Below are 12,797 nucleotides of genomic sequence, written 5' to 3' on the forward strand. Positions count from 1 at the left end.
CTACCATAGCAGTCATCATCAGGTGCTCAACAGTTCTAAAAAACGTCCGGGCTTTATGTTCAAATAAATGACACCACAAAGCATGGCGTTCTCTTTAAAAAATACTTCGAAAAAAATTAAGAAAACCGTCAATTTGTTTGCAAATAGTGTTTCTTTCTGGTATGAGGTCTGGTAAAATAACAGCATAACATCTAGATTGCCTTTTGGAGTGGAGGCGTATCCAAAGATGTTTGTAAATGAGTTGTGTGCAAGCTAGTTTTAAATAACTAAAGAAAGCAAGGGGAACATTATGGCACGAAAGAAAACAATTACGCATGATCAGATTCTCAATGCGGCGTATGACCTTGTTGTGGAACAAGGCTTCAAGAGTTTCACAGCGCGGAATATCGCCAAAAAGATGAACTGCTCAACACAGCCAATTTATTTAGAATTCAAAAACATGGCTGAGCTGAAACAGGCTGTCATGGATCGAATTAAAGAACTACTTTCACTGAAAATGGCAAAGCATTTTACCAACGATCCAGTCGTTGATTTGGGGCTTGCTTATATCAATTTTGCACTTGAAAATCGGCCATTGTATCGCGCCGTTTTTGTGGAAGATCACTTCGGTGTTGATGAAATGCGCGAATATGCGATGAGCACCGCAATGCGCGTATTCGATTCTTACGAACCAGCACAGCACTTGAACGAAGCGCAGTTGCGCAACACGATCTGCGGGGTATGGATCGTTGCAACGGGGATCGCCAATTTAATGGCACCAGGCTTCATTGATATTACACGAGATCAAATGGTTGATATTCTAACGGCTGTGACGCAAGACTTCATTGTTAACGGCCGCTTCTCAGACGACCCGCGCATCTCTTGGTTTCAAGACGCCAAGATCGCTCAGGGATACTAACGATCATTAATAGCAAATTGGGGATAACCGTTCCGATGTGGAGCGGTTTTTTTAGAGCGTGAGCTGGCCCGGGTAGAAACCGGAACATAAGTGGCCTCAAGGCTAAATGGCTGGGTTTTGGCCATTTAGCCTTGAGGTCCTTATGTGTAGGTTTCTGGGCCAGCGAACGCGTTTAAAGGCGAATGCTTTTTCAACGACAATGAGTCCCACCGGTTAACAAAGACGGCAACAGTGCAAACCCTGACCTTGGGCCAAACACTGCTGCCGCCTTTTACATAGTTTCCACTTCACCGAATCACTGGAAAACCATCTCACAATGCGCTACTTTAAAACTAACGATGTTGTCTACCGTCTCACAAGACAACACAGAAAACCACAAGGGAGCTTATTATGGGAAGTTCATCAGACCTAAAAGACCTATTACGCGAACGAATCGCCGCTAAATATACCATTGACGATTTAAAAGATACCGGGAAAAAGATTCGTAAAACCGCACCAATTGAAAGTCTGGCTGCCGTCAGTAAGATTGATCGGGACCCCGTCCAGTTCATTAATAGTGTCGAACAAAACTTAACCAAATCACTGTTGCCTATGCGTCATAGTCGCATGGGCGCTTCGCAGGCAGCTTTTTTTCGCGGCACTGCTGAGTTGATGGCCTATGACTTGCAGCAAGGGGAGAAGTCTGGCATCAATCTGTTAATTGATGGTGACGCTCACTTACAGAATTTCGGTTTCTACGCATCGCCAGAACGCAACCTGCTTTTTGACCTCAACGACTTCGATGAAGCGCAGATCAACAGCTTTGAGTTTGACATCAAGCGTTTGCTGACAAGTGTTTATTTGTTAGGCGACCAACAAGGCTTTGATGCAAATAAATTAGATGAATTGGTACAGACTGATGCATCGATTTATCGTAAAACCTTACGGGATCTTTTCAAGGTTGGTGCATTGGATCGTTTTTATCAGTCCACCGAAGTCAACCATCTTGTGCAGGCGATCCCCGGCGCTGAAGATTCGGCGTTGCTGTCGAAATTTGTGAAAAAGGCGACGAAGCGTAATAATGACTCGGTAATCAAAAAATACACCACAACTATCGATGGTAACATGCGGTTTAAAGACGATCCGCCAAGCTCCGTCAGGTTGGATAAAACGACTTATCAGGCGATCTTTGACGGCTTTACCCAGTATCGTAAGTCCACGCGGCCGGATATTTTGGTGCTACTGAGCGAATATCGGATTACGGACATCATTCATCACAGCGTGGGTATCGGCAGCTTTGGCACGAATTGCTATCTCGTTTTGCTAAGCGGATTAGGTGGCAGCCATCTTGTGCTGCAAGTCAAAGAAGCCTTGCCGCCGCGACCTGAATTAATTCCAAATACGGAACGCATCACGTTACAACAAGAAGTCAGTCAGGGACAGCGGATCATCGCATCCCAGATGATTTTGCAGAAAGCCTCTGATCCATTCCTCGGCTGGTTTAACGTAGGCGATAAAAGCTATTATGTCCGCCAGTTCCGTGATATGAAGGGGTCTGTGGATCTTGAGGAACTGACTTTCCCCGAGTTTCAGTACTACACCCAGATCACCACGTATCTATTGGCAATGGCACACGCTCAGACGCCTCAGGCTGCAGTGGTTACCGGCTATCTCGATAAAAGTTTTGACAGCGCCGTTCAGCGTTGGAGCAAATGGTATCTGAATCAGGTAAAAGCGGATTATTCAGCCTTTATGCGGGCAGTTCAGACGCACATGCTGGCCTGAGCCATCTTGGAACTGATTGACAGATCAGATTTTTCTTGTCCTGATGACGCTCACTCTGGCAAAATAAAGTTAAGACGCTAATCACCTAACTTAATGACATGCCTGAAGAGCAGGGCGTCACAGAAAGGATGCAAGTGATTATGGCTCGCAAACAACATCAAAAAAAGCCGCCGCTGCTTTCCGCCGAACAAGAAGTCGCGATTCAATCCGGGCGTGCAGCATTGGCAGATTTGGCGTTGCCACGCCGCACCAAAATGCGGGTGTTTGTTAAACTTGCCATCAATCGGATCACCGAATCGAACATCGGCCAAAGTGCTGCTGCCTTGGCGTACTATACCTTGCTGTCCTTATTCCCATTGATTTTGTTTGTCGCCAATGCATTGCCTTATTTTGGCTTAACATACAAAGGCCTTGCTGCCTATTTGACACAGGCAATCCCATCCAATGTCATGAATTGGTTGGACCCAGTGATCGCCAATCTGTTGGATTCCAGCAGTGGCGGTTTGCTGGGAATTGGGGCGGTTGCGACTTTGTGGGCGGCCAGTTTAGGCGTGAATGGTTTGAAAATGGGCTTCAATCAAATTTACGGCGTCGAGTCATCGCAAAATTTTATTATTCAACGCTTATTATCGATGCTCATGACCTTCACACTCATCATTGTGATGGGCGCCATTCTGATTGTTTTCGCATTTGGCCGCCAGTTTCTGGAATGGCTGATCCCACTGCTTCGTCTCAACGATGACTGGCTGCGAACATTTAATACCCTACGTTGGCCAGTGACGATTACGGCGCTTTTTGTCATTATTATGTTTTTAAATTATTTTCTGCCGAACGTCAAAATCCGGATGTGGACAGTCTTACCAGGCACCGCCTTTACGGTCGCCGGTTGGCTGTTAATTGCCCAGGCGTTTTCCTTATACATGAAATATTTTGGGACACGCTATCTGTCCTATGGCACGATAGGCACCTTCATCGCGATCATGTTATGGCTTAACTTCTCCGCACTGGTGCTGTTGTGGGGCGCCGTCATCAATGCACTCACCGCTGAGTATTTCATTGGCCGACTGCATGGCAGTAAAGGCAAAGTGCATGATTTCGTCAAACGTCGCGTGCGGACACCACACGAAGAAAAAGAAGCGAAAAGCTAGTCATTGAGTGAGCAACCATGGCTGAGAGCAGCAAAAAAGGACTTGCGTTCATCTGAGAGCGCAAGTCCTTTTGCTTTAAACGGTTTTATTGCAATGCCTGATACTTTTCAACAAGTTGTTTGGTAAAGGCCTCTAGGTGCTTAATATCGTCTTCTTCAGGGGCGAGATCGATCTTAACGTCTTCTGCACCCTTCGTGGCTCCGGTCTTGGCAAAAGCCTTGTCAAAGTCGTCTACTGAAGTGGCAAAGTCATCATAGAAGCGATCACCGCTGCCGCAGCAACCGTAGACCTTACCTTTAAGATCGAGTTCTTGCAACTCTTCATAGAAGTCAACGGCTTCATCAGGCAACTCGCCATCACCGACATCTGAATAGGTGTAAGTCGCGGTGACACAAATATCGACATCTTCAAAATCGCTGGCCAGCGCTTGAGAAACTTCCGTTGTCGTCACGTCCACCCCTAAGTCCTCAAAAGCTTCTTCAATAATACCAGCGATATCCTCGTTGTTGCCGGTCAAACTGGCATATACAATCCTTGCGCTTGCCATTTTTCTCTTATTCCTCCTAAAACACAGCGCTCGGGGGCTTACACGTCGGCGAGGCTGCCTTTTCTTGTTCATTTGCCTGATTATAGCATAGGGGACACGACTCTGGGGATGTGAATCGAAAAGGCCAAAGATCCCTGATGTCATAGCCGACACCGACACTGTTTAACCAACCATTCTCAGACTTCTGTTGTTTATCCCTGATTAATGCTACACTAATTGCGAGCTAAACTTGTATTGGAGGCAGAAAAGCTTGATCACGATCAAATCAGCACGAGAAATTAAAGGCATGGCAAAGTCCGGTGCCATTTTGGCAGGTATGCACCTTGGCCTGCGCGATATTATCAAACCAGGCATCTCAAGCTGGGAAATTGAAAAGTTCGCCAAAGAATTCTTTGAATCTCATGGCGCCAAGGCCGAACAAGTCGGTTTTGAAGGTTATAAGTATGTGACTTGTGTCAGCATCAACGATGAAGTTGCGCATGCGGTTCCGCGTAAGGGCCTGAAACTCAAAGATGGCGATGTTGTCAGTGTTGACACGGTTGTCAGCTGGAATGGCTACTTCAGCGATTCTTGCTGGACGTACGGCGTTGGCAAGGTGTCAGAAGCTGACCAGAAGCTGATGGACGTTACCAAAAAGTCCCTGTACTTAGGGATTGATGAAGCAGTTGTTGGCAATCGGATCGGTGACATTGGCGCTGCTATTCAGACTTACACCGAAGATGATAACGGCTACGGCGATGTCCGTGAGCTTATTGGCCACGGCATTCAGCCAACCATGCACGAAAGTCCTAATGTGCCGCATTATGGCGTGCCAGGTCATGGTTTACGACTAAAAGCCGGCATGACCATTACGATCGAGCCGATGATCACTGAAGGTACTTGGAAGATCAAGGGTAAACAAGTCCCAGGCGATACTTGGGAATACTACGTCACTGCTGACGGCAGCAAGTGTGCCCAGTACGAGCACACGCTGGTCATCACAGATAACGGCCCGAAGATTTTGACTTCTCAAGGCGATGCCATTGACGAGAAGTACAAGTTAACCAAGGCCGATCTTAAAACACTTCCTGAATAAGAGCGGCCAACGCGATCATTCAGAAACAATAGGGCACGAAAAAACGGGGTGGCGATGACGATTGCTCACCCCGTTTTGTATGTGAGCGCGAATCAGCCCGGTTAGAAACCGGAGTGTAAGTGGCCTTGATCGTGATGGTCGGGCTTTGACCATTGCGATCAAGGTCCTTACACGCAGGTTTCTGGGCTGATTCGCGCGTTATCGCAACTTACAAACGAATGGTACTTAATCAAACCAGTTCACGTTATACTAAAGGAAAGGACGAAAAGAGGGAGTATATGGCAGATCCTGAAGCGCTGATCTCGGTTATCATGCCAGTCTACAATGCAGAGAAGTATCTCGCAGAGGCCTTGGACAGTTTATTGGCACAGGATTATCCGAATTATGAGATTATTTGTGTAGACGATGGGTCCATGGATACCAGTAAAGTTATCTTGGCGGCTTATATGCGAGAAAATCCCCGAATTCACGTTGTGCGGGTTCAAAATGGCGGTCAAGCACGGGCTCGGCAAATTGGGATTGATCATGCCAGCGGGGACTTGATCACGTTTATGGATAGCGATGATCTTGTTCATCCGCAGTGGCTATCCACCATGGCAGACGGGATGAAGGCACCACGGGTCGATATGGTGGTCGTCAATTATTACAACTACATTGGCAGTACGAAGATGAAGGCACGCGCGTTTCGTGAATCGACATTTAAAATCGAAGGCGATGACAAGTATCGCTATTGGCTAGAGGATCGGGATTTGCGCGGTTATTTGTGGAATAAATTATTCCGTGCCGAGTTATTCGAACAGCCGGTGCCTGTCGCGAATTTCAATTTGTTAGAGGATGCTTACTTTATCGGCCATCTTTTGCCGCGAATTGATCAAATCGGCTTCATTGACGAACCTCGGTATTATTACCGGTTCAATGCGACCAGCAGTGTGCATGCCAAGTTTCAAAAACGCGACCTAGAGGCGATCCATCAACTAGGCGCTGTTTTCTTGACCCTTGCCCGCGAAAAACCGGAATTGACCTCGCTGGCAGTGCGCCGTTATGCGGCCCTGAGTCTATTTGTGTTATCAAAAATGTCACCACGTCAGCTTGTTAAAAATTGGGGTTATGTCCGTCAGCTGGGGATGGTACTGGGGCAATATACCCGCGAGTTTCAAGATGTCATCTCGGCAGGCGATGTCAACGATTTAGCGACAGAAAATCCAGACAAGCCCAACAAAACGAGCCTGACAGGCAGATTGCGCGCATGGTCGCAGCTGTTGGGCTTGCCGACCTTCGATGACTTGAATAAGCTTGCTAAGGCGGATGATGATCCAGAAGATGTGAAAAGAGAATCTTAGTGAGGGACAAACGCACTCACAGCCGCAGCAATATTTCGCATGAGTGACCTCAGCGTTCAATGACTAAGACACAGTCGCTAAGCGCTGAGGCAACTTACGCTTTTGTTTCTAAGCGACTCGCACAAAAAAAGCCGCCACTCACGTGTTTTGCGAGTGGCGGCTTCCTAGCGATCATCGAAAAAGTGCTGATGGGGGTTTCAGCAGGTGGCGGTTATTCAGTTATGCCTGTGGTTCTGCAGGTTGTGGTTCCTTCTTCTCATCAACATGGTAGATTTCAGTAACCTGTGTCTCGGTCATCTTGGCGCCTGTCGGGGTCGCGTACAGGTTGACGCCATCCTTGACGAAGGCCTTAGCATCAGCGACAACCTGCGCGAATTGTTTGGCCTGGTCCGCCGTTACGTCAGCTTCGTACTTGTTTAAACGAATACTGGTGGTCTTACCAAGTGAAGATTTGAAACTGAAAGAAAGTGTTTTCATAAGTTAGCCCTCCGTTTAGGCGTTCAGTTCGGTTTGCTGTTGCAAGACCGTGCTGTGCAGTTGAGTACCCGGGTACAAACTAGCGAAGGCACTGCCGATCGCGAGTAATTGACCATCGTCAGCTTCAAGCGCGACGTTGTTCATGCGCCGGACTTGTTTGTAATCCTCCTTCTCTGGGTCGATCATCGTATAGACAATGGCTTGTGCTTTGATTGTTCGTGGCATGTTGCTTCCTCCTTGTTTTCAGCGCTTGCGTGCGCTTTTCATCGTCAATTGCAACTGTGTGACTAGACTTGGCCAAAGTCAGGTCACGCGGTATTTAAAATACAACTAGGTGGATCAAAAGGTGCCATGGCATCGTAAGACATTTTTTTGCCTTACACTTATACAAATCGGTGAACCCTTCGATTTGACAACCCTAAATGATCGAAAATTCGGAAACCATTGCACAAAGTTGAATCTCTGCTAAAATAATTAAGGTGATTCTTTAGAAATAGTAAGGTTTTTGTTGGTTTACGTCACTGTGACGTAAGGTCAGCTATACTTACAGTCGGATTCCCTCTGGGGTCCTATATAAATGAAAAATTGAAGGGTTCTGATTGTGTGATAACAGCGCAGGCGCCAGGCAAGCTTTATGTTGCCGGTGAATACGCGGTGGTTGAAACTGGCTTCCCCGCAATCATTGTGGCGTTAGATCAATTCGTCACCGTCACGGTTGAGGCAACGAAGCATTTCGGCAGTATCGTGTCCGAGCAGTATCAGGAAAACTCGCTGTATTGGCAGCGTCAAGGCGACGAGATGGTCTTTGATAATCGGGATAATCCGTTTCATTACATTCTCTCGGCAATCAAATTGACTGAACAATACGCTCGAGAGTTAGACAAACCGCTCGCGTTATATAAGCTCTATATTGATTCGCAGCTGGACGCCAAGGATGGGAAGAAGTATGGCCTAGGCAGTTCAGCAGCGGTGACTGTTGCCACGATTAAGGCATTAGCCAAGTTTTACGACTTGAAAATGTCGAAGGATCAGATCTACAAGCTGGCTGCCATTGCCCATCTAGACGTACAGGGCAATGGCTCTTTAGGTGACATTGCAGCATCTGTCTATGGGGGATGGATTGCCTACCGTTCGTTTGATAAAGCGTGGTTGGCGGCAGCACGAAACCAGATGTCACTAGCCGACCTGATTAACACTGATTGGCCAGAGTTGTCGATTGAATTGCTGACAGCTCCGGCTGACATGCAGTTGCTGGTTGGCTGGACAGGTTCACCAGCTTCAACTTCTCAGTTGGTCGACAAAATTACGCTGGCCAAAGCGAAGAAGCCACAACTTTACCGTGACTTCTTGACTGCTAGCCGTGAAACCTTAGAAAAATTAATTGATGGGTTCCGCAACCGTTCGTTGAGCAGTATTCAAGCTGGTATTCGCCGCAACCGTGAGTTGTTGGATGAATTAGCTCATTTCTCGGGGGTTGCGATCCAAACACCAGCATTACGTCAACTTGTTGAACTAGCTGAACAAGCAGGCGGCGCGGCAAAATCTTCAGGTGCCGGTGGCGGTGATTGCGGGATCGTCTTGATTGATTCTCATCAAGCCATCAAACCGCTACTTGCGGCTTGGCGCGACCATCATATCGAGCCTCTGAAATTTAATGTGCATGAAATTAATGATTAAAGACAACTCGATTGCTAATGGTGATCGAGTTTTTTATTTTCAGCGATGAAAATGTGAATTCTTTGTTAGAATTCAGGATTTCCAATACTTTTCGCAAGCGGTTTCTAGTATAGTGTAGTAGGTAGTCAAATTAGTAAGAGAAGGGACTTGTGTACACGTGAAAGTTCGTAAAGCAGTCATTCCGGCAGCCGGGCTTGGGACCCGCTTTCTGCCAGCAACTAAAGCTTTAGCCAAAGAGATGTTACCAATCGTTGATAAACCAACCATTCAGTTCATCGTTGAAGAGGCTAAGGCCAGCGGGATTGAAGACATTCTGATCGTTGAGGGTAAACAAAAACGTTCTATTGAGGACCATTTCGATTCTGCTCCTGAATTGGAACAGAATTTGAAAGAAAAACATAAAGATGCCTTGTTGGAGTTGGTTCACTCCACCACTGACATCGGCGTTAATCTCTTCTTCGTTCGCCAGCCATATCCGCGCGGTCTTGGGGATGCCGTTCGTTTGGCGAAGTCATTTGTTGGCGACGAACCATTTGTTGTCATGCTCGGCGATGACCTGATGCATGACAAGGTACCATTGACCAAGCAGCTGATTAACGAATACGATAAGACCCACGCATCCATCCTTGCCGTTAAAAAAGTGCCACATGACGAAGTTTCAGCTTATGGCGTTATTGACCCTGAAAGAGAAGTTTCAAAGGGACTCTTCAACGTCAAGAAATTTGTTGAAAAGCCAGCGGTTGCCGATGCACCAAGTGACTTGGCCATCATTGGTCGTTACTTGTTGACACCAGAGATCTTTGATATTCTCGAAAATCAAAAACCTGGTAAGGGTAACGAAATTCAACTCACCGATGCCATCGACACCTTGAACCAAACCCAGCGTGTCTTCGCCCATGAATTCACCGGCGATCGTTATGACGTTGGGAATAAGTTTGGCTATGTGAAGACCAACATCGAATACGGCTTGACCCACCCAGAAGTGAAGGATGAGCTGCGTGCTTATATTCTTGACTTGGCGTCAAAACTGCAGGCAAATAAGCCTGTGGGGAAGCCGGCAAATAAGAAGTAAATTCATAACATAAAAGTTCAACTGTCAATAACAGAGCTGTTTGACGATACACAGATGAGTGTTCGATCAGACAGCTCTGTTTGTTTGCGCTTAGGACACAGGAATAATGCTATAAAATGGTTTCAAGTATTTAGTAAAGCAATGACAATTAAATCGATATTATAAACAGTTCAATATTGGAAACCGTTTTCTATAGCGTTAAAATAACATATAGGAGGCGAGGATCATGAAAAAGTTCTGGAAGACTTTGTTATCAGCACTGATTATCGCAATAAGTTTTGGTGCATTTAGTACAGCCAATCAAGTGGATGCAAGGGTTAAGTTCACAAGAAACGCCGATTTTTACAAGAATGAGCCAGAAAATGCTAAACCAAGTGTGCTATCGACTATTACGACAATCAATAAAAATGGCACCATGATTTATGATGCAGATGCTGTGAAGCAAAAAGATGTGATCGCGGCTGCTGCTGCGCATTGGAATAAGGCAGTCGGGATTAACTTGATTATGAGTTATCAAGAGGCGCATGTTGCTAAAGCCGATGCGGATGTCGTCATTGAACCTGCAGATTTACCGGCGGGTATTGGTGGGGTAACAGGCTACGACGGCTATGTATATGAAACTTGGCAGAATATCATCAAAATCGCTAACACCACGTTAGATGCTGCTAGTTCACAAAAAGGTTTTGTTCAAGCTGTTTCAACGACCAGTCACGAAATGGGACATGCATTAGGTCTCAATCATGATCCGGGCGCACTGATGGGAACGAGTGGTGCGGCTGAACTGGCAAATGGCATTTTACCGGCCATTCCTGACTATAATGTGAATGCCGTTGGCGCGATCTTGAAAGACTTGGATCAGTTATACCCAGGATCGAAGCCGATCACGATTCCGAACATGACCGATGGCAGTGCTTATCGCGATGCTGGCACAACTGAGGAAATATTGCCCACTGACCGAGTTGCACAACTAGTACTAGGTGTTGATCACTTGGCGACACGTAACTTTAATGGTGGCACCGTAGAAATTCTCAGCAACGAAAATGTCTATCAAGTCGGGCGAGGCCAAGTTGGCACCACGAACTCATTCAATTTGACTAAAACGAAGCAGCCAATTGTAACTGGCTACATGAGTGCTGGTTCCCAAAGGTATTATCAGATCAAAGTTGGCAGTCAATATTACATTATTGGCGGCGGTAGTCGCGTCATCATTACTGGAGATGCGTATCGCGATAACGGCACCACGACGGATGTCCTAGATACCGACTTAATCAGTAAACTATTCAAGGATGATTCTCGTTTAGTATCACGGGATCTTACTCATAAAACAATTGAAATTACAGGTAATGAAGATGTTTACCAAGTGGGTGTTGGACGTATCAGTACAACGAACGCACTTTTGTTGACAGGCACTCAACAAGAAGTCTTAACCACTTATGTGAAGGTAAATGGCTTTCATGTTTATCAAATACATGTAGGTGACAGATACTTGATTATTTCAAGTGATTTTACCAAAGTAGTAAATTAAGCCGGGCTGTTGCTTTTTATTGACGAGGTATTATTAGATCAAAGTGGATAATCAGTACTACATTATTGAGGCGATAGTCGCGTCATTATTACTGGTGATGTGTATCGCGATAATGTCAACACTCCGGACGTCCTAAGTACAGATTTGATTGGTCCAAAGCAGCAAGCTCTGACAACTATCACAAATGCTGGTGAGGGACATGCTTATCAAATTCATGTTGGTGACAGATACTTTATCATTTGGAGTGACTTTACTAAGGTTGGATTGAAGTCAATATTTGAGACAGATTTTAAGAGACATTCAGGACCGCGTTTACCTTCCACAGCTCAAATAAATCATTAATCGCGATTAATAACTTATTTGAACCCTGGAAAGCATTAAATCAGGCGGCCATTTGGCTCGTAAGTGTTGCAATTTCAACTTGTAAGGGGGTCTGGTAGCCCAGTGAACTATGAATTCTCTTCCTATTGTAGAAAGCATGCACATATTCAAAAAGGACGGCAGCGGCAGTTTCATAATCTTCAAAGACCGGCACTGGATAAACACATTCCTTTTTGAGGGAAGCGTGAAAGGATTCCATTGGCGCATTATCATACGGACAACCCTTACGGCTGTATGAGTGGCGGATATGTAGTTCAGTTAAACGTTGATTGTAATTATCGCTGGTATACTGTGATCCTAAATCCGTATGGATAATCAGGTCCCCAGTAATGGTTCGATTTTTAACCGCGCTTTCAAGGGTCTTTAAGACTAAATCAGTATCCATCTTTTTTGAGAACGAATAGCCGATAATCCGTCGTGAGTGCAGGTCCATGATGGTTGATAAGTAACACCAGCCATTACGCTTCGTTTGAATATAGGTCATATCAGCGGTCCATTTTTGATTTAAACCAGTGGTCGAGAAATCCTGCTTAAGCAAGTTGGGACGCTGTTCAACCTTGGTTTTGGAAGCCGAAGCCGCTTTCCACTTATTGACGGTAACGGAGTGGATATCCAGTTCCTTCATGAGCCGGGAAATCCGTCGTGGACTGCACCGAAGCTGCAGTGGTTGAAGTTCCAGATTCAATTCATGGTGGATCTTCATAACACCGTATCGCTGCTTAAATTCCGCAAAGATCCGCAGAATCCGTTGTTTCAAGTCCGCATCTTCGGCCCGGCGTTTTGAAGTTTTGGGGGATCGATAACGATAATACTGAGCTCTGGAAACACCGAGGATTCGGCACATCTTGGTTACCTGGTGGTGATGGCTTTCTTGGTGAATGTAATCAAAGATA

General features: G+C 45.9%; 12 protein-coding genes. 8 read left to right on the plus strand and 4 right to left on the minus strand.

Annotation, left to right across the window (positions count from 1 at the left end; all coding sequences use genetic code 11):
- Window positions 1-289 precede the first annotated feature (289 nt).
- From LBPC_RS05405 to LBPC_RS05415, 3 genes are all read left to right on the plus strand, one after another.
- Window positions 290-898: a TetR/AcrR family transcriptional regulator gene (locus LBPC_RS05405; RefSeq protein ID WP_003564519.1), complete on the plus strand. Its 609-nt coding sequence runs from the start codon at window positions 290-292 to the stop codon at window positions 896-898.
- 390 nt (window positions 899-1,288) lie between these two features.
- Window positions 1,289-2,662: a DUF2252 domain-containing protein gene (locus LBPC_RS05410; protein WP_003594098.1), complete on the plus strand. Its 1,374-nt coding sequence runs from the start codon at window positions 1,289-1,291 to the stop codon at window positions 2,660-2,662.
- Window positions 2,663-2,802: 140 nt separating this feature from the next.
- Window positions 2,803-3,810, plus strand: a complete 1,008-nt coding sequence (locus tag LBPC_RS05415; protein ID WP_003569796.1) for a YihY/virulence factor BrkB family protein — start codon at window positions 2,803-2,805, stop codon at window positions 3,808-3,810.
- 85 nt (window positions 3,811-3,895) lie between these two features.
- On the opposite strand, the gene LBPC_RS05420 is transcribed toward LBPC_RS05415, so the two are convergent.
- Complete coding sequence (locus LBPC_RS05420) at window positions 3,896-4,357, minus strand: flavodoxin (protein WP_003564526.1); 462 nt, start codon at window positions 4,355-4,357, stop codon at window positions 3,896-3,898.
- Between the two features lie 250 nt (window positions 4,358-4,607).
- Between LBPC_RS05420 and map the strand changes: the two genes are divergently transcribed.
- Both map and LBPC_RS05430 read left to right on the plus strand, forming a co-directional pair.
- Window positions 4,608-5,432, plus strand: coding sequence for a type I methionyl aminopeptidase (gene map, locus LBPC_RS05425; protein ID WP_003661229.1), 825 nt, complete (start codon window positions 4,608-4,610; stop codon window positions 5,430-5,432).
- 278 nt (window positions 5,433-5,710) lie between these two features.
- Window positions 5,711-6,772 carry a glycosyltransferase family 2 protein gene (locus tag LBPC_RS05430; protein ID WP_016365742.1) on the plus strand — a complete coding sequence of 354 codons (1,062 nt, stop codon included), beginning with the start codon at window positions 5,711-5,713 and terminating at the stop codon, window positions 6,770-6,772.
- A gap of 219 nt (window positions 6,773-6,991) precedes the next feature.
- Here LBPC_RS05430 and LBPC_RS05435 read toward each other — a convergent pair whose 3' ends face one another.
- Together LBPC_RS05435 and LBPC_RS05440 are read right to left on the minus strand one after the other, a co-directional pair.
- Window positions 6,992-7,249, minus strand: coding sequence for a DUF2922 domain-containing protein (locus LBPC_RS05435; protein ID WP_003594103.1), 258 nt, complete (start codon window positions 7,247-7,249; stop codon window positions 6,992-6,994).
- Window positions 7,250-7,264: 15 nt separating this feature from the next.
- A complete protein-coding gene (locus tag LBPC_RS05440; RefSeq protein WP_003564534.1) occupies window positions 7,265-7,474 on the minus strand; it encodes a DUF1659 domain-containing protein in 210 nt (69 codons plus the stop codon).
- Window positions 7,475-7,852: 378 nt separating this feature from the next.
- Between LBPC_RS05440 and LBPC_RS05445 the strand changes: the two genes are divergently transcribed.
- From LBPC_RS05445 to LBPC_RS16815, 3 genes are all read left to right on the plus strand, one after another.
- Window positions 7,853-8,926 (plus strand): phosphomevalonate kinase, encoded by a 1,074-nt coding sequence (locus tag LBPC_RS05445; protein ID WP_003564536.1) that lies wholly within the window; start codon window positions 7,853-7,855, stop codon window positions 8,924-8,926.
- Window positions 8,927-9,083: 157 nt separating this feature from the next.
- Window positions 9,084-9,998 (plus strand): UTP--glucose-1-phosphate uridylyltransferase GalU, encoded by a 915-nt coding sequence (galU, locus tag LBPC_RS05450; RefSeq protein ID WP_003574465.1) that lies wholly within the window; start codon window positions 9,084-9,086, stop codon window positions 9,996-9,998.
- Between the two features lie 226 nt (window positions 9,999-10,224).
- Window positions 10,225-11,523, plus strand: coding sequence for a zinc metalloprotease (locus LBPC_RS16815; protein WP_003661224.1), 1,299 nt, complete (start codon window positions 10,225-10,227; stop codon window positions 11,521-11,523).
- A 382-nt stretch (window positions 11,524-11,905) separates the two neighbouring features.
- Here the strand turns inward: LBPC_RS16815 and LBPC_RS05460 are convergent, their stop codons facing one another.
- A complete protein-coding gene (locus LBPC_RS05460; protein ID WP_121497147.1) occupies window positions 11,906-12,796 on the minus strand; it encodes an IS3 family transposase in 891 nt (296 codons plus the stop codon).
- Window position 12,797 lies beyond the last annotated feature (1 nt).

The organism is Lacticaseibacillus paracasei subsp. paracasei, assembly GCF_000829035.1.
Classification (GTDB): Bacteria; Bacillota; Bacilli; order Lactobacillales; family Lactobacillaceae; genus Lacticaseibacillus; species Lacticaseibacillus paracasei.

Coding starts and splice junctions, on each gene's coding strand:
- LBPC_RS05405 (WP_003564519.1), top strand. CDS start 290: ATGGCACGAAAGAAAACAATTACGCATGATCAGATTCTCAATGCGGCG.
- LBPC_RS05410 (WP_003594098.1), top strand. CDS start 1,289: ATGGGAAGTTCATCAGACCTAAAAGACCTATTACGCGAACGAATCGCC.
- LBPC_RS05415 (WP_003569796.1), top strand. CDS start 2,803: ATGGCTCGCAAACAACATCAAAAAAAGCCGCCGCTGCTTTCCGCCGAA.
- LBPC_RS05420 (WP_003564526.1), bottom strand. CDS start 4,357: ATGGCAAGCGCAAGGATTGTATATGCCAGTTTGACCGGCAACAACGAG.
- LBPC_RS05430 (WP_016365742.1), top strand. CDS start 5,711: ATGGCAGATCCTGAAGCGCTGATCTCGGTTATCATGCCAGTCTACAAT.
- LBPC_RS05435 (WP_003594103.1), bottom strand. CDS start 7,249: ATGAAAACACTTTCTTTCAGTTTCAAATCTTCACTTGGTAAGACCACC.
- LBPC_RS05440 (WP_003564534.1), bottom strand. CDS start 7,474: ATGCCACGAACAATCAAAGCACAAGCCATTGTCTATACGATGATCGAC.
- LBPC_RS16815 (WP_003661224.1), top strand. CDS start 10,225: ATGAAAAAGTTCTGGAAGACTTTGTTATCAGCACTGATTATCGCAATA.